The following is a 21,709-nucleotide window of genomic DNA, read 5'->3' as shown; positions in this document are numbered from 1 at the left end:
TCAGTCTGCCCCTCATTATTTAGTTTAATAAATCAATTAGAAAGGTCGTAATAAGTACTTTAATTCTTAAGCAATCGGCACAAGCCTATTGTCCTCCAATCTCACCGCAACTTGTTTTACCGATGTAAAACCGTCTTCTCTCGAAACAATACTTGATAGATCAAGGCCCTTTTTGGAAAGGGTGCTTAACAGAGCGGCTCGAAATATCGTTTTGGATGATCCCCACCCCCGGCCCGACACCGTATCATTATTAAATTGGATTAATTCGTTAATCGAATAATGAATAAGCGTTTCAGATAAGTGTTCATAAAGACTTTTTGTTGTTGCCATACAATTTAAAAATTTAAGGGTTAAACTATAAATTGTATTCAGTTTTTTGGCCGAAACCCATATTATTTAACCACCGTGGTAATCCTACTCGGTTGGTATCGCGCGATGCAATTCTGAATACTCTATAAAGTTAGTAGATTTTATTTAAATTCTCTTATCTTTTTGAAAATAATCGTTTTATTTATTTTTTATCCGCTTTTAGCCACCTACATTTCGCTCTTTAGAGTAACAAATTGCTCTTTCATTTAATTACTTCGCGTACAAGCTATCAGAGTTTAAAACAAAAAAATAGCTAAATCTAAATTAAAGATTAGGCGTACTTGTCAATGGAGTAAACAAATTGACATTGAGCAAGTTTATCTGTGACCAGCTCCTGGTTTTGAATACCCAAATAGAATTACCTCTTGGGATTTAATGCGAAGCTTTGTACCTGAATATTCGGATCATGTCCCCAAATTGGTTTTTCCATCATCATTGCTAATTTCCTCTAAAAAAAGGAAATTTTAAATTCCTTCTTAAAAAAAGAAGGTGACCTTTTGGGGCCACCTCCTTCTTAATCAACACATATAACTATTATTTTTTTAGCATACCTACACCTGTGATATCTTTAATACCGGTAAGTTTAAGTCCACGTTTAGCCGTATAATTATCCGCATCGATCACGTATAAGTAAGAGACGGAGGCTTGTCCCTCTTGCATTGGTAAGTAAGATTTACCATCTGTCGTAAAGAGCGGAAATCCATAACCTGGATCGGTGATTTTAGTGTCTACACCCGAAATCCATTTGAATTCCTTTTTAACAACATCTGCAATGGCCAGTTTCACACCACTAGCTTCGGCTTGTTTCGCGTCCCGTGGCACCATCACCAACACAAACTTATTGTCTTTAATAAAGAAACCTGCACGAATTCGCATGTTTGCAACTGCTTCAACATCCCAATAATAATCCTTATCAAAAGCATCATTTTTAATTTTCAGAAATGCAGAGTGGTTATTACTAGACTCCACATCCCCATTTGAAAAGGCATAAATATCGCCCGTAGAAACCTGTCCCAATCCAATGGTATTATAATATTGTCCAATAAAAGGCATGCGTTTGTCTTCGATTGTTTTCTCAAACTTTAGGTTCTTATCAAAAATTGCCACGAAAGCATGATCCTTATAGTCAGCTTTATCCTGAACGCCGGTTCCACCATATGCCGGAGAAAGTGGCGCATAAATTTTATCACCAAATTCAAACATCGCGTATGGCCATCCAAAATAATTCTCAACATGCTTACCGTCTACGTAGATTAGTTTTTGATCTACTTCCAAGGTCTTGTCAACACGGTTATCGGCAATATTTACCCAGTAAGCTGTACCAGGTGTGGTCAACGAACGCCCGATATTATAGGCAATAAGGTGGTCCTGAGCTTTGAAAGGTAAAAAGACATTTACTGATTTGATGTTAAATGCTCCCGTCTTTTTCAATAAATTGTCTGTACCCAACTGAAACACCTCGGCGTTACCAGGATCACCCCGATTATATTTAAATGTTACGGCCTTATTGTTCAATGCATACATTGTACCACCTGCTGTCTCATAGCCATTTCCTTTGACTGTGATTTCTCCCTCATCGAGACGGTCTGCCAGGAAAAGATATTGTTTGGATTCTTCCGCAGTTGCGGACATGCCCGCAATGACATATTTTTTTGAGCTACTATCATCTGGAGGGGTTCCTCCGCCATTAACATTGTCTTTGCTACAGGCTACCAAGCCTAATAATGAAAAGGTAGCTAACTGAATTAATAATCTATTGATTCTCATAAAACACTATTTTGATTAAACATTAATATTTCATTTTATAATTTTGACCGTACTTACATGTTAAATAGGAAATACCTGAATTTTGCATTAAATGAACGGCTTGGTTTCTGCAATTTGAAGTGATCATACAGCAATTCATCAGTCAGGTTCATGCATTCCAACGTCAGGTTATATTTTCCACCTTTAAAGCTGTAAATCATATTTGCGTTGTGATTCCATTGTGTTGGTATCGTGATTTTAGTGCTTGCGTTTCCAAGGCTCGGCCAGCCTTCATAATACTCGTGCGTATAATAAAGTTGGTATCCAAAGGTGAGAGATCCATCTGCGCCAAAAGGTTTATTAAAGGTGTAAGAGGCATCCATATTGCCAAAAAGGTAAGGCATATTGGGCAGCCTGTCCTTATAGACGATACTCACCATATCTTCTTGTCCGCCTTCATATTTGGTTTGATTGATGAGATTTTGATAGCTCATATTTACACCAACATTGAACACATTTTTATATCTATACCGTATTGTGGCCTCCGCCCCTTTGTTGTTGACATCACGTAGATTGACTGTACGGGCGCGGGTAGAATTCATACTGCGCTTGAGTTCTGTACGTATGAAATCTCTCGAATATCGATAGAGCGCCGCCACATCAAACGTCAAGAAATGAATATCATTAAAGGATGGGCTGTAGATCATCCCAAGATTCAAATTGTCGCTATTCTCAGGCCTCAAACTCACATTTTGATCCAAAGCGTCCATATTGCCGAATAACTCACCGCTTGTAGGTACACGTATTCCATGCTCGTAAGATCCTCTAATCTGTAGTTTTGGCTGAATAAAATAGGTAGTTGCGAAGCCATAACCTTGCGTCGTAAAATTATTTTGCATCCAACCATAATCCTGATGGGAAGGATTATCGACATCATTGACCACACCGAAGGCTTTACTGTGCTGTGAATATAATTTGCCAAATGCCGATACATTTCCCTTTTTGGAATAATCAAATCGGTAAGAGAGGCCTAAAACATTTTTTTGCAACGAACTCGGGCGCTTATCAAAAAAAGGATCGGCATCATTTAAAAGATTTTTGCTAACACGTCTAAAAATCGTGTAGCTGTTATTGAGTACCAACGAATGCTTCGGGTTGATTCGGTAACTCAGATTGGCGGTAAAAACCCCGTCATTGTTTCTGTAGCGGGAGTTCATGCGATCGCGCTCACCCTGACTGGTTTTAGGATTGATCACCTGCCCCAACCAATTGTACCTTCTACTTGCTGTGTCTATGGTTTGATCATGCCCCAAATTAAAATTTCCGCTGAGATTTAGATCGAGTCCTTTAAGACCCAGATTGCGTTTCAGATATTTCATGGAAGGTAAAATTGTCAAACCTTTGGATTCACGCTCACCGTATACATCTTCCATGGTAGCTCCATTTTGAAGATCCTTTGCATACTCTCCGAGGTCTATTCCGATTAAAAACTGATCTGCCCATGCCTTATTACGCACGCCAGCGCCCAATGTCAGCATCTCATTACGGTAGCGGTCATGAAAACGGCGGGTTCGCACCATTTCCAATTGTCCACTGGCATCAATTGTACTTTCGGTTTCCACCCAATAATTGTTCTTTGAATAATTCTGAAACGCGTTAACCAAAAATTGGAACCCTTTTTTTGTATTTATTGCGGCATTTACAGATGTTTTGTGCGTGTTGAACGAACCATAGGAATAGGAAGCATCAACATAGCTTGTCTTACCCGAATTTGTCACAATATTGATCGCTCCTCCCAAAGCATCTGAGCCTAACTCTACGGGTACTACCCCTTTATAGACTTCAATCCTTTCGGCGAGATTGATCGGTATATTGTTGATTCGAAAGGCATTTCCCATATTTTCCATCGGGATGCCGTCAATAAAAAACTTGACCTGATTTCCACTGAATCCATTCAACATAAATTCCATGTTGGAGCCAAGGCCTCCGCTTTCACGAACCCGAATACCAGGCACATTATTTAAAGCTGTAGCTATATTAAGGGTGGTGTTGTGTAATTTCTTTGCATCAATCACCGAAACCTGATAAGCCTGTTCCCTCGCCTGCTGCAGTTCGGTCTTTCCAGAAACATTGACTTCATCCAGCGAATTATCTGCAGCTTCCAACTGAACACGGAGATTTTGATCCTGTACTTCGCCGATTTTAAAAGCGAAGTGATAAGTTTTATAGCCCAAAGCGGTCACTTTAAGCGTATAACTACCCGATTTCAAATGTGAAAAGTAAAACTTCCCCTCATTGTCTGCGTGCTGAGATTGCCTACCCGGTCCTAAAAACACGGAAGCATTGGGAATACGCTCACCGGTTGTATTCGTTATTGTACCTCCTAGCCTAAAGGATTGCCCAAAGAGCGTATGACCTGACATACAAAGAAGAAATATCGTAAAAAATGCAAAATGAATATGCCTTAGGTATGCTATGCTGTTTTTGTGGATTGTCTTTTCCATAGAATAGTGGGAAGTATAAATTATTATTCTTATTTAGATTAATTATAAATATCTTTGACGAGCACAAAATTATTAAATAGGATATAGGAACTCATGATGAATTGTGCGAAAAAACTGATTAAAAAAAAACAATATTAACGATGAAAGTATCGATCAATAGCATGTCTCCGAAGGGAATTAATTTTGTAAGTACATTAGAAGATGCTAAGAACACGGAGCGAAATCAGTTAAAAGATTTTTGCAGATCTCAGGAGCTCGATGGTGTTATTGATCAAAATAGGCTGATTGCCACGGCAGATATTCTTGTCACACATATCCTTATTTCGGCAAAAAAGACTATTCGATTTGAAATAGTGGGAACAAGGCCATGTGTAGAAATGTGCTTTTACCTATCGACCAGTGCCAGCTATGAAGCTGCTGACTCCAGTACATTGATAACGATAGATACAGGACATCACAATCTTTTCCATTTTCCGACACTGCCTTATCAGAATTTTTGGCCACTTGGTGAGGCACAGGAACTTGTATCGATCATTATTTCGACTGATTTATTTATGCGTTATGTACCCAACGACAGTGCATTCTTTGATTTTAAAGAATATATCATGAGCGGACAGACCAATACTCTTTTTAAACAGTCAGCTCCTATTACATTACATATACATCATTTACTAAATGAGATCCTTAAAATGGAAGCTTATCCCGAACTGAGACATATGTACCTTGAGAGCAAAGTAATTGAACTTCTGAGTGAGCAATTTCGACAATATCTGGAACTACAAAATGGTACACACCCGCTATACAGAGCAATCCCCAGTGAAGAACGTGATCGCATATATCAGCTTAAATTGTACATTGATAAACATATTACGACCCTCTTCTCTCTTCGGGAACTTGCAGATCAGGCTGGAATCAGTGAGTATTACTTAAAAAAACATTTTAAGCTATGCTATGGTGTTTCAATCCACCAGTACATCCATGCTGAACGCATGAAATTGGCAAAGATATTACTACTTCGGGAAGGTATGAATATCAATGAAGTTGCGACTTTTTTAAACATCACAGAGACCACAAATTTTGTCGCTGCATTCAAAAAACATTTCGGTTTACCTCCAGGTAAATTTCAAAAACAGGGACTTCTACCACACTAAACACGTGGTAAGCATCAACCAATATATCTATTCATATTAATTCAATCAACAACCATCATGAAAACAATTGCTTTTATAGCATTTTTATTTGTATCACAGATTTCATTAGCCCAGAAGCTGACGATCCGTGGTCAAGTCAGTACATCTGACGGGAAACCTGCACCGCAAGTTTCCATCACATTAAAAAACCACAAAAAGTCTACCGTCGCTGATCAGGCTGGTCAATTTAGGTTTAATAACCTTGCTCCCGGAAACTATACAGTAATAGCGTCTTATGTGGGCTTAAAAAATCAAGAGCAAAATATAGCACTTTCGGACACCGATATGAGAATTGAATTTGTTCTTTTAGAGGATAGCCGCGCATTAGAGGAGATTATCGTCAATGGGAATTACAAGGCGACGAAAAAGGAATCGGATTATATATCCCGTATGCCATTAAAAGATATTGAGACACCCCAAGTATACAACATCGTTGGTAAGGAGATTATGGAACAGCAGATTACGACAGATTATAAGCAATCGCTACGTAATATTGCTGGAGGAGGGGTTGCTTATGGATTCGTCAATAACGGATTTGCCTATACTGTACTCCGTGGGTTTTGGACTGGTGTGCGTATGCGGAATGGCGTTGCATCCTCAAATTGGTCAGGTATTGATCCTGCCGTTGTTGAACGTTCGGAGGCTATAAAAGGGCCTGCGGGTACGCTATATGGCAACAGTACAACTTCTTTTGGTGGGCTTATCAATCTTGTTACAAAACAGCCTTTTGAAACCGCACGCACAGCTATCGATTACACCCTTGGAAGCTACAATCTCCATCGTCTTGCTGCGGATGTAAACACTCCGCTCACAAGCGATAAATCTGTACTATTTCGTTTAAATGCGGCCTATCAGTCTGAAAACACTTTTATGGACTGGGGTTTCAACAAACGCTATGTTGTGGCACCATCCTTTCTGTTTAAGATCAATGAAAAGCTGAATGTTTCGCTTAATACTGAACTGACAAATGCCAAAATGAGCATGCTTCCTTACATCGATTACAGTGCATTGGGGTTGAAAAATATTAAAGAACTGCCACTCAAGCATAACCAATCGCTTGGAAGTAACGATGCCATATTTGATGGTGGTGGGATAAATATCTTCGCTAAAGCCGATTATCAGATTTCGGACAATTGGAAGTCCACTACCATTGCTTCGTTAAATAGTAATACCATCAATGAAGGCGTCTATACACGAGCTCGTTTTTTATCGCCAACACAAGTGGAGCGAACGGCAAGTAGTTCGGCCACTGATGAAAATGTCTACCAATTTCAACAATTTTTTAATGGTGATTTCACCTTGGCAGGTCTAAAGAATAAGGTTGTCCTGGGACTCGATGTATATCACTACAGATCTGTCGACAAGGGATATCTAGGCGAAGAATATAAAGATGTTATTACCATCACTGAAGCTTACTCCCCTTTGTCGCTTGCAAAAATCAAAGCAAAACGTGAGACACTGATAAACGGTTATCAGACAATACAAAGTTCGGTCTATGCGGCCTACGCCTCCAGTGTTACCAACTTGACGGATAGATTGTCTGTACTGCTCGGGCTGCGGGTAGACCGGCTGAACAATAAGGGAACAGCCGTAATGCGTGGTGATTTCGACGGCGGATACAACCAGACTGCCATATCGCCAAAATTTGGAGCTGTCTATCAATTACTCAAAGATCAATTTAGTGTGTTTGGAAATTACACCAATGGTTTTCAGAATAATGCTCCTGTCAGGCAGCCTGACGCAACACTGTTCAACGTAAAGCCTACTTCCGGAAATCAATTGGAGTTCGGGCTGAAAACAGATTTGTTTAACAATAGGTTGAGTGCAACGGTCAGTTTCTTTGATATTGCCATCAACAATGCTGTTCGGACAAACCAACAAGGGTATACTTTCCAAGATTCGAAACAGAAAAGTAAAGGTTATGAAATCGATCTACAGGCAACGCCTTTGGCCGGATTACATCTTACAGCTGGATATGGCTACAATAAAAATACCTTCACCAACAAAGATGAAAACGGCAATGCTGTTACCAGCAGAAACTACCTGCCGGCAGACTATGGTAATCTATGGGTAACCTACAAATTTTCAACTGGTATCCTCCAAAACTTTGGTCTGGGCGGCGGAACAAATTATGTTGGTGAAATCAATAAATATACGCTTGATCCAAAAACAGATGCATATTTTCTAACCGACGGAACACTATTCTATGAGCAGTCTAAAGTAAGATTGGCTTTCAAGATAAACAACATTGGTAACCAAAAGATTTGGGGAATAAATGATAATCCTTTACCGACACGAAACTTTGCCGCATCAGTAAAATATCAATTTTAAAAGAAATTCCCGCTAAAGTTTAGCGGGAATTTCTTCTCATTGTATCCGTCAAGCATTTTCATGCAGAAAGGTATTAAAAACTGTTATTTGACCATCCGCAAGATATCGTCCGTCATTAACTTTACTGAAGTAAGTCCTCCTCCGGAAATAAACCAAACATTTGGGTCCAAATAGTATATTGCCTGATTTTGATATGCTTTCGTTTGTTTGACCAGTGGATTTTCAACATCGGCTTTATTGGCAACTTTACCAAGTACTGCCGCATTTCTGTCTACAATAAAAAGATAATCTGGATTGGCCTGAGCGATAAGCTCGTTCGACAATTTCTGACCATGTACAGATTCGTCCTTGAGATCCATTACTGGTTTAAACTGCAAGACATCATAGATAAATCCAAATCGGGATCCTTTTCCAAATGCACTAAAACGTCCATTGTTAAACAATAGAAATAACGCTTTGTGCTGATCTTTGGCGTATTTGTCGCGGGCTTTTTGAATTTGGGATTGTATTTGTTCAAGTTTTGCTTTCGCTTCATTTTCCTTTCCGGTAATACTTCCGAGCAGAAGCGTATTGTGTTCAAAAGAATTCAGATAATCTTTATTATCTGTACCGATATAGATGGTCGGAGCAATATCGCTTAATTCCTTATAAAAACGCTCCTGCCGCGTTGAGATCAAAATCAGGTCGGGATTTAAAAGACTGATCGCTTCAAAGTCAGGTTCAATTACGGATCCAACATCGGCCACCTGTGTGTCATTTTTGAGATCATCCAGATAATTGGGCATAAATTTTTTGGGTATACCAGCTGGTTTCACCTTTAGTTCGTGCAGCGTCTCCAAAGCACCGATATCCAGAACAACAATTTTATCGGGCATCTTTTTTATTTTAGACTTTCCCAGCTTATGAACAATTTCCAGCGAATCTTGCGGCACTCCGCTTTTTTTTCCTGCTGAATTACAACCTACAAAAGCAAGTAAAACAATACTCAGTATGAAAGCTATTGCTTTCTTAGTCGATACATTTACCATATCTTGTTAGAGATTAAAATAGTTACAAATTTTTTTATTGTGACGTTCGATAATATCGAATTCGATTCCAAAAATATCTTTTAGTATAGGTGATGCAATGACCGCATCGGTGCAGTCATTATAGCAGATTCGCCCCTCTTTTAATGCGATAATATAATCTGAAAATTGAGCTGCAAAATTGATCTCGTGGATTACCAGTACTACTGTTTTACCTAAATCTTCTACCAGCCGTCGAAGAGTTTTCATGACTTGTACGGAATGTTTCATATCAAGATTATTGAGCGGTTCATCTAACAGGATATAGTCAGTATCTTGGGCAATGATCATGGCAATAAATGCACGTTGTCGTTGTCCTCCACTTAACTCATCTACAAACTGATCCTGAATATCCTGCAAATCTGAAAAGGCAATCGCTTCATCTACCTTTTTCCAATCGAGTTCACTCAACCTCCCTTTACAATACGGGAAACGACCAAAAGACACCAAATCGCGAATCGTCAGTTTCAGATCAAGGTTGTTGGCCTGTCGCAAGATGGATAACTTCTTTGCGAGTTCATTAGATCCATAATCTTTTATATCCCAATCATAAAAACTGACACGTCCCCCATCTTGCTGTAAGAGGCGGCTCAAAATCCCCAGTAAGGTACTTTTTCCAGCTCCATTGGGGCCTATTAAAGAAGTTATAGCCTTAGGAGCGATAGCCCCGGACACATCGTCCAGTACAGTTCGCCTTCCATACAGCTTTTTGATGTTGTCAAAAATCAACGGATTATTTTTCGCGCTTTCCATAGTAAAAACATAAAATATATAGCACCTATAAAATTGATCACAATACTTACCGTAGTTGAAAACTTCAGCACATGCTCGATCAAAAACTGTCCAAGTATCAAACATAAGCAGGACAACATGGCACAGAAAACAAGCATCGTCCGATGTTTATGTGTCTTTAAAAGTTCATAGGTAATATTGCTTACCAAAATCCCCAGAAATGTAATCGGCCCCACCAATGCAGTAGATACCGATACCATTAAAGATATAAGCAGCAGCAGCTGTTTGATCAAACGGTTATAGTGAATACCCAGATTGATAGCTTGATCCCTTCCTAATTTGAGTACATCCAAATAGGGCATTAAACGCCAGAGGTAAATCAGAGCGATCAATAATGTCACAGCAGCAATCCCCAATAACTTGGTATTCATCTTTGAGAAAGAAACAAACATAAAATTTTGGATTACCGAGAACTCGTTTGGATCGATCAGGATATGCATAAACTGACTCAAAGACTGAAACAGTGCTCCCATGACCATACCGATGAGCAGCAGATGAAACATATTTCGCTGTTGATTATGAAACACCATTAAATACATGATCAGCGAAAAGAGTAACATGAGTGCTACGGCAAAAAAGAAATTCTTTTCTTGTGAAATAGTCTGTAGCGCACTGTCCCCCAAAAAAAATACGATCAAGGTCTGGAATAGAATAAAAATAGATTCATAGCCCATGATGGAAGGTGTCAGAATGCGGTTGCCGGTGATGGTCTGAAATATAATCGCAGAAATGCCCACGCTGGTCCCTACTAGGATCATAGTCGCCAAGCGAATGAAACGTCGGCTTAAGATATACTCCAGATTCCCTTTGAGGTCATACCCTAAAAATAGTAGTATGGTACAGATCAAGAAGCAGGTAAGAACAATCAATTTAGTCCGATTTTTCATCCACGCTTTCTTAAAATAAAAAACAAAAAGAACAAACCTCCAATCGCACCCACAGTAACACCAATTGGAATTTCGTAGGGATAAACGATAAGTCGTCCAAAAATATCGCAGAGCAATAGGAATATAGCTCCCGATAAAGCAATAATCGGCAAGGTTTTACGAATATTATCTCCCAAAAATAAACGGACTAAGTTAGGAATGATAAGGCCTACAAAAGGAATCACGCCAACGGTGATGACCGATACACTAACTACCATGGAAACAGTGAGCAGTCCGATATTGACAATACTAGTATAGGAAAGTCCCAGATTGACGGCAAAACTGCGTCCCATTCCCGCCAAAGTAAATTTTTCAGCGTAGAAATAAGCAATTGCAACAGCGGGCAGTATAAAATAGATAGCTTCATATTGCCCCTGCAATATGGCTGAAAAATCACCCAATAACCATTCCTGCACATTCTGTACAATATTATTTTTAAATGCAAAAAATGTCGATAGTGCATTGAGGATACTTCCGAACATAATCCCCACCAGAGGGATAAAGACGTTACTTTTTAATTGTATTTTACTCACAAATAGGATAAAAAGCAATGTAAAGAGAAACGTAAATCCTAATGAAGACAATAAGCGAACAAGTAGGGATGCATCTGGAATTCCGATCATGGCCATTAAAATCCCCATTTTGGCAGCATCGAGCGCTCCTGAGGTCGTTGGAGATACAAAACGATTCTGAGAAAGCTGTTGCATGATCAAGCCTGCTATACTACTGCCAATACCCACGAGTATAAGCGCCGCGGTACGCGGAATCCGGCTGATCAAGAAGACTAACATGCCATCCCGGTCATCCCATAGGGTCAAAAAATTAATATGACGAGCCCCAGTAAAAAGTGAGATCCAAGTCAGGATCAGCACAATAACAACCGCGGAAAGGGTCATTAATCCGCGGCGAGGTCTCTCCCCCATCACATTTTTATTCATTTTTATTCGTTCAACGCAGTCCATTTAATAACAAAGTCTTCGGGCTTTTCTCATCAGAGATCATCCCAAAGACTGTAAGGGAAATACCTTATTATTAATCCACAATACGTGTTACCGTATCACCATTTATATCTTTGACCGCAGCTTGGCCTTCAACCGGGCGGCCGCCTTTTGCTTTATTGACAACATAGGCTATACCCGTTTTAGAATCAACTTTTACGTTGTTCGGGTGGGAACCTGTCTGCAGATCAGCGATCACCTTAAAAGTATTTGCATCGATAATAGACGTAGTTCCTGTCTGGCGATTTGCCGAGTAAATTCTACTTTTTACAGCATCGTATGCAATACCGATAGCTCCGGCTCCTGTCGGGACGCTGTGTATCAAATTACCGCTATCATCCAATACAGTTATTGTTCCCGATTTTTGATTGGCTACAAACAGATACTTTCCGTCGCTCACTATGTTTACGGGAGCCTCACCACCAGATGGGAACGTTTTCTCCACCTTACGTGTTTTGGTATTTACTTTGGCAATCGCATTATCACTCATGACTGTTACGTAAAGCACATTGTTATTGCCGGGCGCGAACACCATCCCAGTAACAGTCTTTCCAATATTTTCTAAGGTATGTAGGTATTTGTTCGTTTTACCGTCGATGACCCAGATACTGCTCGGATCGCCCACATCGGAAACATAAATCAGGTTATTTTTTTCATCAACCAATACTTCACGCGTATGGGACTTTTCCCCACCATGAGTAATGGTTGCCAACAGCTTTCCGGAGCGGATGTCTACTGCGCTTACCGAGTTGCTACGCGTATTCGTCGTATAAACTGTCTGGGTTTTGTTGTTAATGGCTATACCAAATGGCGGATTGTCCTTTAAACTAATGCTATCGACGACGGATAGACTCGTTGGGTCTAACTTGTAGATTGCTCCCCCGGGTGTATTTCGGGATCCTGCAGCTGTCACATAGATATGACCATCATTATTGCTGATCACAGCCTCATATATACCCGTTCCTGCTGGAGCAGATTTGTCGACCTGCTGTGCCAAAACTTGAGCCGCAGGCGTAGCTAATAGTCCAAGTAAAGCCATACTAAGCAGTATTTTACGGCTAAGATTATTATTGTTTTTGTTCATAAAACAAAAGATTAGAAATGAATAAATATTAAATAATTATATATGTCTTTGTCCACCAATCGTAAAACCGAACAAAGGCACGTTGCCAATAGAGGGCTCCATGTTTTCCGTGTGGATCTATATCAGTTTTGAGCGATGCAGTATCTTGTTTAGCGAAAAACGACACAAACTTCTCCATATCCGCAGCTAGGTCTACCTTTCCCAAATATTTATCTTGACGTATCTCCCTTCGGCCAGCATAGAAATAATAAGCCTGTTGAGCCACATGCGCTTTCATATCAGTGGGCATGGCCTCGTAGCGTTCCATTAGGTCGTTGCCCATCCATAGGGAAGGAGAAAAAGCGGCTACAGTTCCAAAAATCTCAGGATAGCAAAGACCGGCATAGAGCGTAATAAGCCCTCCAGCGGAACTTCCTGCCACAGCGGTATACTTTGCTGTTGTCAACGTCCGATATTCCCGATCGATAAATGGTTTAATGACTTCGATGATATCCCGAAGGTATAACAGTCCCCGAGGAGCTTCCACGGTATCAAAAGGTTTTACCAGATATTCATCCAGTCGCTCATTGTACGAATCCGCATGATCTATCCCCACCACGATCGCCTTCACTTCCGCCGCATCGATCGTTTCATCTACTTTCCATTCTACCGGTCCTGCACGACCTATTGAAATTGCTTCGTCAAACAGTTGCTGGCCATCATGCATATAGATGACCGGATACATTTTATCGGTATTTTCATAACCCTCCGGAATATAGATCCAGAGCCGTCTCTGGACGGCAAGATTTGGCAGATAGAAAGCTGGATCAAGTAAGTGTACCTGTGGACTTGCTGTCGATTTAGGGAATTCGTCACGCCAATGATTAGCCCGGATGCGCAGGTGCTTTTTTTCGGGCACTTCGATAGAAATTGCTTCTGCGATACGACCATCACCATAAGCAAGACAGGACTTCCAGTCGCCCCGAGTTAGTTTAACCTCCAGCGTGCCGGCAGCAACATCAGCGATAACTGCTTGCAAATTCTCTCCAACACTGGGGATATTTCCGAGTTTGTATCCTGGCATAGCCCAACCATTAAAATTGCCCGTTAAATAGCATTCCGTACCGATATGATCGGGATTTGTGTTATGTACTTCAACAGTAACTTCATATTTTTTTTCATCTTTTACAGACTGCATCATCAACCTCCCTTTTACTAACTAGGCTTCCTAAAAGCTGTCGCAATTTAGACATATTCTAAATAAAATTCAAATATTATTTTTAATGAATCTAAATAAGTATATATTTGCAATCAGGGTTAATGTAAAATATTCCGAGAAATTCTTTAAAAATAACATGATAAGATCCACACTGCTTACCGGCATTTCCATATTTGCACTTCACACAACAGTCCTATTTGCTCAAGAGCATAGTACTGTGAGCGGACACATCTATGATGCAAACAAGCAGCCGGTGGTTTCAGCCACAATACGCCTTGGAGAACTAGAAACACAGAGTGATCAACAAGGCTATTTTTCATTTGCCAAATCACCTTCAGGAAAATACCAATTAAAGGTCTCTGCGTTAGGTTATGTAACTCAGGAGAAACAACTGGAGAGAAAAAATGGTCAGCAAATTACCATTGAGGTGTTATTAATTCAAACATCAACTACGCTTGATGAGGCGCAGGTGGAAGGGCATACGCACCAGCGTCAACGCTTACAACCCATTAAATCCACGTTGATTGATGCGAGGGCCGTTTCGACACAGGCTACAAGTTTAACAGAGCTAATGAATCGGGCACCAGGAATCCGTATTCGGCAGAGTGGTGGCACAGGCAGTAATCCAGATGTTTCGGTAAACGGCTTTCAGGGGAAAGCGATCAAATATTTTAAAGACGGTATCCCTTTGGATTATCTTGGCGATGGCTATTCTATTGCAACCATGCCCCTTGAAGCAATTGATCATATCGAAGTTTACAGAGGTATACTTCCAATTTATCTCGGCTCCGACGCGCTTGGGGGAGCCATCAATCTCGTCCCGCGCAAAACCAATGGAACACAGACAAATGCCTATTACGAAATAGGCTCGTTCAATAGTCATCGGCTTGGTGTGAAAAGCAGCAAGTCGAGCAAGGATAATCGTTGGTTATTTGGTGGCGAAATGTATTATAATTACGCCAAAAACAATTACAAGGCAACAGTAGAGGTACCTGACCCTCTGACGAAGAATCCTGAACTGGTCCGTTTACCTTTCTTTCATAACGGCAGCAAACATCTTTATGGGGAAGTATTCGCTCAGCTGCAAAATCGAAACTGGGCAGACGAGTTACGCATCAGCCTAATCGGTTTTGACCTCGCCCGCGAGCAACAGCATCCCGCCATGATGACCGATGCGTATGGTGCAGTTCGTTCCAAGCAATATACCTTGGCACCGAGTTTACGTTATAAGAAAGCCTTGTTGAATGACAAACTCCATTTTGATCAATTTGTATCATACAATAATCTACAGACCGAGCGCATCGATACGCTACGCGGTAGCTATGACTGGTACGGAGATTTTACACCAAAAACAACTATCGGTGAAACTCGACTACCATCCCAATCGCATATCAACGAACATCAGGTTGTATCACGCAGCAACCTTTCTTACCGCATCAATACACATACACAATTGGGACTCAATTATGTTTTCACCCAAGTGAACAGACGCGGAGCAGACCCCTACGGTCCTAAACTTGAAGAAACGGGACTCGATGTGCTACAGCTCAAATCAACTTACAAAAAGCAAGTTTTGGGACTTAGTCTTGATAACTACTGGTTTGATGAAAAGCTCCAAAACCAGTTGATGGCCAAATACTACAACTATAACGCATCGGGCATACAAAATACCTGGCTATCGGCTAACGTCGGTGAAAAAGACAAACGGACCGTCAGCGGAAACTACTGGAGTCTAGCCAATGCCATACGTTATCGTCTGAACACCACATCACTATTCCGGTTAGGGGGCGAATATACTTATCGTCTTCCTGAGCGTGAAGAACTTTTTGGCAACAATATTTTCATTGTTCCAAACTTTGAATTGAAACCTGAGCAAAGTCTAAATTTTAATCTTGGGTACCAACAAACGCTATTTTCCTCACTCGATATCGAAGCGAACGTCTTTTATCGCCGTACCAAGAATCAGATCTTATTGGTGACCATAGATGCACCAAATGCGCAATACAAAAATCAGGAAAATGTTAGGGGGTATGGTTTCGACATCGACTTAAATTACCGCTTTTGGAAAAACTACCGATTTAATACCAACGCGACATGGACCAACCTGCGCCTTTATGGCATTACATCCGAAAAAGACCAATGGATGAACGATGCCCGCTTGCGCAATACACCATACTTTTTTGCTAATGTTGGTCTACAGGGCAGCTATGAAAATTTGTTCCGGGGTTCAGACAAACTGGACCTGTTTTTCAACTACAATTTTATGCGGGAGTTTTACCTGGAAACCATTCCCAAATCATGGGAACCAAACGGATTTTTGGGGTTATCAGGTAATGCTAACATAAACTCCAACTTGATCATACCTAATCAACATTTGTTGAATGGTGGGTTTACTTACAATCCTTCCTACCGCGGTTTTACGATTGGAGCCGAAGTGCGTAATATGCTCAATAAAAATCTTTATGACTACTACCGAATCCAACGTGCCGGCAGAAGCTTTTATTTAAAACTTAGTTATCAAATACCATAAGTATCATGAATGCATTAAAACAAGTAAAAAAATTAGTATTATTTTCTGCAATCGGAATAATAACCGCGAGCTGCAGCAATAAAGACAGCGTCGTACCTGAGCCTACGCCATCAACAGAGACCACGAAATATGTATTGATAAGTATGAGCGAAAACACGCTTAACAAACCCGGGTTTGCAACGGCATTTGATGCGTTACCGAGCGGCAATATCATCAACAATGGATCAAATAGCTTACAGGGGTTTGGCTTTGGTGGCTGGCGTCCATATGGCAATTGGCTTTTAAAAATGTTTAATACGGAGTCTAATGCCTATGGGATCCAACAGCTGACTGTGGATGCATCGGGTAAAATAACGAACGGCAAATTTATTGCTGGCGACAATACAACCAATGGTACCGGAAACTTTGTAATCTTAGATGAAAATAAGGGCTTTTATTGGGATGCAGTTGCACCGCTAAAAATACAGACTTTCAATCCCAGTACAATGAGCCGGACCGGAGACATTGACCTGAATGCCATTATCAACGAAAGAGGTCAAAATGAATCGGCCATAAAATACCGGTCTATCGGGCAGAAATTCTTGGCTGTTAAGCAAGGTAAACTCTATGCCAACGTCACCTACGCCAAGACAGACGGTACCCAAAAAGGTTTTTTTGATGACTTTTTCCCGGATGTCTATATTGCAGTAATTGATATTGCTAGTAGTAAGTATGAAAAGACTATCAAAATCGAAGATACAGGATCAATCGCTTATATAAACGACAATACAATGTATGATTTTGACAGCAACGGTGATCTTTACATCGTAACGCAAGGTCGCAGTGCTACCGGTGGAAAATCTAAGATTGTCCGTATCAAGTCCGGTGAAACTGATATTGACAAAAGCTGGTCATTAAATATGGACGATATAACACCTGGTGGAAAATTTGTCTCCGTTTTTGCAAAAGACGGTAAAATTATTACTGTTATTCCCAATACCGCACTGACAGGTGGTCCTACAGGTAATATTAACTTTGAAGATGTCTGGGAATTTTACAACATTGATATTGCTACCCGCCAGCGTACGAAAATCAACGGGATCCCGCCCGTCACTAACCCCGGTGCGGCCTTTTGTGCACTCGAAATCGATGGTAGAATCTTACTTCGGGCAACCACTAAAAAGGGAGATATCAATGGTTACTATGAGCTTAAGGGTACCCAGGCAAGCGCCCTATTTAACGTCACCGCCGGTGGATCTGTTTCAGGTCTGCATAAAATTACTATTAAATAGTTAAGTACAATAATTTATAGCCCAATATTAATTCACCTGCGGGAGTACAATTCAGTACTCCCCTAAATATCACTCGATATGAAATTAAAATCATCCGTACTATTTTTTTCATTGCTCGTAGCGGGCAGTGCATTTGCGCAAGGCAGGAAAGAAAGTCCTGCACCGAAATATAAGATCGCATCCAATCAAAAAATCAATGCAAGCTTATACCAATTAGCTTTCAATACAGCTAATGACCAAATTTACGTCGTAGGTCCTAAGGGAGGATTTAAGGCTGAAAGTGACCAATATGTGTATGTATTATCAGGTCAGAATCTCGCTGTTGTCGATTCGATCAACATCGGTAAAAATACACCATTTGGCCTTGCCATCAACAATACGACACAGACCCTGTATGTAGGTCATAGCCTTCAGCAAAGTATCAGTGCCATTGATCTAAAAACAAAGAAACAAACGCTAATTCCAAGCGGTCGCGAGAAATCTAAGATCAGAGAGATCGCTGTTGATGAGAAAAACAATATGGTCTATGTTTCAGATCATGGCGATCCATCAATTTGGGTTGTGGATGGTGCGACCAACACCTATAAAAAAACCATTACAGCACCGGGTACCTCTCTTCTGGGCTTAAATGTAGACCAACAACGTGGAAGACTTTACAGTAGTGACAGCCAAACAATGGAAGGCAATATATTGGTATACGATACAAAAGATCATAAACTTGTTGGTAAATGGAAAACCTGGTCTTACTGTCCCTTGAATATCGCCGTGGACAAATCCAATAATCGTCTCTTTGTAAGCCAGTCTAATGACAACAACATTACCGTACTAGATGGCAAGACAGGCAATATTATCAATAAGATCTATCTTGGTTATGATGCCTCCCCTATCGGTTTAGTCTATGACAGCAAAAATGACCTGGTTTATGTTGCTAATAGGAACAAAAAAGAAGTAGCTATTGTCAACATGAAAGATTATCAAGTAATTGAGCGCGTTGCAACAAAAGGCTTACCGAATACACTAGTTATAAATGAAAAGGATGGCAGTGTCTATGTGACCAATAAAAGCTCTCGCAAAGCCGAAGACGGTCTAGAAAATGGCGACACGGTTCAAAAAATCACAAAAATCTAACTTGTACACCTGGTTATGCTTTCGCAAAAATTACTATTTTGCGAAAGCATATGCTATTATGCAAGCCCCTACTTAAACGATTGTAACACCTACAACATCTCCTATACCTGCTTTAATCTATTCGCTTTATATCCAGATCTTGGAAGTCGAAACTAAAATCGATCGCAGGTGATATTCCTTTCATTTTAAAAGATTGGGCTTTACCTTTTTTACCATAAGAAAATATCACAAACGCATCACAATTCATATCTTGATAATCCCATTTCACGGCAAATGTATTATTGTCATAAAAAAACATGCGACCATTTAATTTTGGTGAACGCAAACTCCTGATCCGGAGCTCACCATCCTTGTCATAAATCTCTATTCGTCCAAACCATTTATCATTATACATACCAATAAAATTCTGACGATTGTATTTGATATTGCTTACAGAATCTACCTGTGCCCAAGCTTTCTTTGTTACCGCATCTGTTGCACTGACGTTGCGAGAGAGATTTCGGGCTCTGTTGTCGATCCATTTTGCATCATCCAAGCCAAAATAACTGTCAATAATTGCCCTAGTAACAGCAAATGCCATCCCCCCGCCCCCACTTTCTGTATTGGTTAAAACAACTATCCCCAACTTCATATCTGGTACTAACATCACCTGTGATAACATTCCGGGTAAGCCACCGGTATGCATAGCAGTAAGATGACCTCTCATATCATTTAACAACCAACCTAATCCATATCCGTTAAATTGCGTGTGATATCGTTCTGAAATATAGTTGGGTAGAACCGTTTGAATCGTCCACATCTTTCCGCTGCTTGAAGAACTAAACAATGATGTATTTAATTCTGCACCATAGCGCCCTTTATTAAGCTGTGTTATCATCCATTTTGACATGTCTGATACATTGGAATATATTCCGCCGGCTGGTCCAATCATGCCAATATTGAAACGCTCTATATTTTTTAATTCGCCTGTTGCTGTAGAATGCGGTGCTGCCAGATTCTTGACATTTTGAATACTTGAATCTCCGACAAATGAAGAATTCATCTGCAAAGGAATGAAGATTCGCTTTTGAATAAACTCTTCGTAACTCATCTTACTCACCCTTGCGATAATTTCTCCTGCAATGATGTATAATAAATTGTCATAATTATATTCTGTCCGGAATGAAGAAACTGGTTTGAAATGTTGGAAAACACCAAACAGATCTCTCACTGTAAAATCAGCTCCATCGGGAATAAATGTTAAATCTCCTGCTCCAAGTCCAAGGCCGCTACGATGAGTCAATAAATCAACGATATTAAAATTATCGGTTACATACTCATTATACATTTTAAACTCGGAAATATGATCTTTTACTTTATCCTCCCATGTTATCTTTCCTTCATCTACTAATATTGCAAGCGCAGCCGCAGTGAAAGCTTTGGTGTTGGATGCAATCTGGAAGTTAGTATATTCTGTTACTTTTTCCTTCGTGCTAATTGAAGCAATACCATATCCTTTTTGGTGAATCACTTGTCCATCTTTCACAACTGCAATCGAGGCTCCGGCAACATTCAGTTTAACCAAAGCTTCTTCCATAAGCGAGTCGATCTTTTGAGAAGATAATTGGGAGTAAAGCGGAAGTGCGATCAATAACAATGCTATTAATAAGGTAAACTCAGATACTCTTTTTTTCATGATTTATATTGTCAAAATGTAGCTTAAAGTAACAATAAAAAAAAAACTAAAAATTGTAAAAATGTTACCTACTATATGAAACGCCAAATATTCTTTATTTCGATATCTACATTTTTAAAGAAGGAATTCGGACTCGATTTAGTAAGGGCCTTAAAGTCTTTTACAAAGTGGGGCTGATCATAGAATTCGTTTTTATAGGACAATTCCGTAAAATTTCTAACTCTTCCTTTGTTATTTATCGTATTCCTAAACCTAAATATTTTTCGGTAATCCATCGGCGATTTCCCAAGATGTTTATGAATAATTTTGTAAAGATGTTTTCTTGAAATATTGTTCTTTTGGGCAATGTCCGCAATTTTCATATTAGACTCAAGATCAACCAATATATTTTCGATTTTGCTCAAATCTTTGATTATAAACTTCGAGAGCCAGTAAGCTTCTAATTCATTTCGCTGAAGCTGTCTATCGGTAATATGAAAAATACGGTTCATTTCTGCTTCAAAATCTTCAAAATGAAATACAAATTCCACGGGCTGCCTTGAAGAAAACATGGTCTCCAGATTATCTACAAAACGATTGATTCCAAGCGGCTTAAAATAAATCGTTATCTCTCTAATGGGCCGTTCGTAATGTATTGTTATTGGCGTAGTATAATTATAAATCAAGCTAGCATAGATATTTTTTTTTGCTGAAGGGACAATTGAGATTTGATTTTCACTAAATGTGACGCTTGAATCTGAATTTATAGAAACGATGGAATAGTTATTCGGGAAGGTAAAATATTCTTCAACTCCTTCCGACTCATCAGCAATGAAATAGTAGCCCTCGATGTATTTTCTTAAGGTTTCATTTTCTGGTATATAAAACTGTAATTTCAATTGATCATTTTTTTAGTGATAACGA

At 39.9% G+C, this 21,709-nt stretch carries 16 protein-coding genes and 1 riboswitch; of the genes, 5 read left to right on the top strand and 11 right to left on the bottom strand.

All coding sequences use genetic code 11. The annotated features are described in order from the left end of the window. Positions 1 to 66: 66 nt before the first annotated feature. The 3 genes from A9970_RS22540 to A9970_RS22530 all read right to left on the bottom strand — a co-directional run bounded on the left by A9970_RS22540 (position 67) and on the right by A9970_RS22530 (position 4,619). Positions 67 to 330, bottom strand: a complete 264-nt coding sequence (locus A9970_RS22540) for a 5-oxoprolinase (protein WP_182983802.1) — start codon at positions 328 to 330, stop codon at positions 67 to 69. A 32-nt stretch (positions 331 to 362) separates the two neighbouring features. Further along, positions 363 to 456: riboswitch (SAM-I-IV-variant riboswitch) on the bottom strand. Positions 457 to 903: 447 nt separating this feature from the next. Beyond that, the gene (locus tag A9970_RS22535) at positions 904 to 2,136 is read right to left on the bottom strand and encodes a DUF4374 domain-containing protein (protein ID WP_182983801.1); all 1,233 of its coding nucleotides are present in this window, start codon (positions 2,134 to 2,136) and stop codon (positions 904 to 906) included. A gap of 53 nt (positions 2,137 to 2,189) precedes the next feature. Next, positions 2,190 to 4,619: a TonB-dependent receptor gene (locus A9970_RS22530; RefSeq protein WP_182983800.1), complete on the bottom strand. Its 2,430-nt coding sequence runs from the start codon at positions 4,617 to 4,619 to the stop codon at positions 2,190 to 2,192. A 140-nt stretch (positions 4,620 to 4,759) separates the two neighbouring features. Between A9970_RS22530 and A9970_RS22525 the strand changes: the two genes are divergently transcribed. Both A9970_RS22525 and A9970_RS22520 read left to right on the top strand, forming a co-directional pair. Continuing rightward, positions 4,760 to 5,770 (top strand): AraC family transcriptional regulator, encoded by a 1,011-nt coding sequence (locus A9970_RS22525; protein WP_182983799.1) that lies wholly within the window; start codon positions 4,760 to 4,762, stop codon positions 5,768 to 5,770. Between the two features lie 57 nt (positions 5,771 to 5,827). Next, complete coding sequence (locus A9970_RS22520; RefSeq protein ID WP_182983798.1) at positions 5,828 to 8,140, top strand: TonB-dependent receptor; 2,313 nt, start codon at positions 5,828 to 5,830, stop codon at positions 8,138 to 8,140. Between the two features lie 83 nt (positions 8,141 to 8,223). Here the strand turns inward: A9970_RS22520 and A9970_RS22515 are convergent, their stop codons facing one another. The 6 genes from A9970_RS22515 to A9970_RS22490 form a co-directional block, all read right to left on the bottom strand. Continuing rightward, positions 8,224 to 9,168, bottom strand: coding sequence for a siderophore ABC transporter substrate-binding protein (locus A9970_RS22515; protein WP_182983797.1), 945 nt, complete (start codon positions 9,166 to 9,168; stop codon positions 8,224 to 8,226). Between the two features lie 6 nt (positions 9,169 to 9,174). Then, the gene (locus A9970_RS22510; protein WP_182983796.1) at positions 9,175 to 9,957 is read right to left on the bottom strand and encodes an ABC transporter ATP-binding protein; all 783 of its coding nucleotides are present in this window, start codon (positions 9,955 to 9,957) and stop codon (positions 9,175 to 9,177) included. Then, complete coding sequence (locus A9970_RS22505; protein WP_182983795.1) at positions 9,930 to 10,883, bottom strand: iron chelate uptake ABC transporter family permease subunit; 954 nt, start codon at positions 10,881 to 10,883, stop codon at positions 9,930 to 9,932. The genes A9970_RS22510 and A9970_RS22505 overlap by 28 nt, the downstream gene beginning before the upstream one ends. Next, on the bottom strand, positions 10,880 to 11,860 hold the full coding sequence (locus A9970_RS22500) for an ABC transporter permease (RefSeq protein ID WP_259655455.1): 981 nt from the start codon (positions 11,858 to 11,860) through the stop codon (positions 10,880 to 10,882). The genes A9970_RS22505 and A9970_RS22500 overlap by 4 nt, the downstream gene beginning before the upstream one ends. A 94-nt stretch (positions 11,861 to 11,954) precedes the next feature. Further along, complete coding sequence (locus A9970_RS22495; RefSeq protein ID WP_182983794.1) at positions 11,955 to 13,004, bottom strand: YncE family protein; 1,050 nt, start codon at positions 13,002 to 13,004, stop codon at positions 11,955 to 11,957. Positions 13,005 to 13,032: 28 nt separating this feature from the next. Beyond that, the gene (locus tag A9970_RS22490) at positions 13,033 to 14,184 is read right to left on the bottom strand and encodes an alpha/beta hydrolase (protein ID WP_182983793.1); all 1,152 of its coding nucleotides are present in this window, start codon (positions 14,182 to 14,184) and stop codon (positions 13,033 to 13,035) included. 154 nt (positions 14,185 to 14,338) lie between these two features. Between A9970_RS22490 and A9970_RS22485 the strand changes: the two genes are divergently transcribed. The 3 genes from A9970_RS22485 (at position 14,339) to A9970_RS22475 (ending at position 19,131) form a co-directional block, all read left to right on the top strand. Next, positions 14,339 to 16,732, top strand: coding sequence for a TonB-dependent receptor (locus A9970_RS22485; RefSeq protein ID WP_182983792.1), 2,394 nt, complete (start codon positions 14,339 to 14,341; stop codon positions 16,730 to 16,732). Between the two features lie 5 nt (positions 16,733 to 16,737). After that, complete coding sequence (locus A9970_RS22480) at positions 16,738 to 18,003, top strand: hypothetical protein (RefSeq protein WP_182983791.1); 1,266 nt, start codon at positions 16,738 to 16,740, stop codon at positions 18,001 to 18,003. Positions 18,004 to 18,081: 78 nt separating this feature from the next. Beyond that, positions 18,082 to 19,131 carry a YncE family protein gene (locus A9970_RS22475; protein WP_182983790.1) on the top strand — a complete coding sequence of 350 codons (1,050 nt, stop codon included), beginning with the start codon at positions 18,082 to 18,084 and terminating at the stop codon, positions 19,129 to 19,131. A 112-nt stretch (positions 19,132 to 19,243) separates the two neighbouring features. Here the strand turns inward: A9970_RS22475 and A9970_RS22470 are convergent, their stop codons facing one another. Beyond that, positions 19,244 to 20,806, bottom strand: a complete 1,563-nt coding sequence (locus A9970_RS22470) for a serine hydrolase (protein WP_182983789.1) — start codon at positions 20,804 to 20,806, stop codon at positions 19,244 to 19,246. A 71-nt stretch (positions 20,807 to 20,877) separates the two neighbouring features. Continuing rightward, complete coding sequence (locus A9970_RS22465; RefSeq protein ID WP_182983788.1) at positions 20,878 to 21,684, bottom strand: AraC family transcriptional regulator; 807 nt, start codon at positions 21,682 to 21,684, stop codon at positions 20,878 to 20,880. Positions 21,685 to 21,709 lie beyond the last annotated feature (25 nt).

The organism is Sphingobacterium sp. UME9 (assembly GCF_014170215.1).
Classification (GTDB): Bacteria; Bacteroidota; Bacteroidia; order Sphingobacteriales; family Sphingobacteriaceae; genus Sphingobacterium; species Sphingobacterium paramultivorum.
The sequence above is the reverse complement of the archived record's forward strand: the minus strand, read 5'-3'. Positions and strand labels throughout refer to the sequence as shown.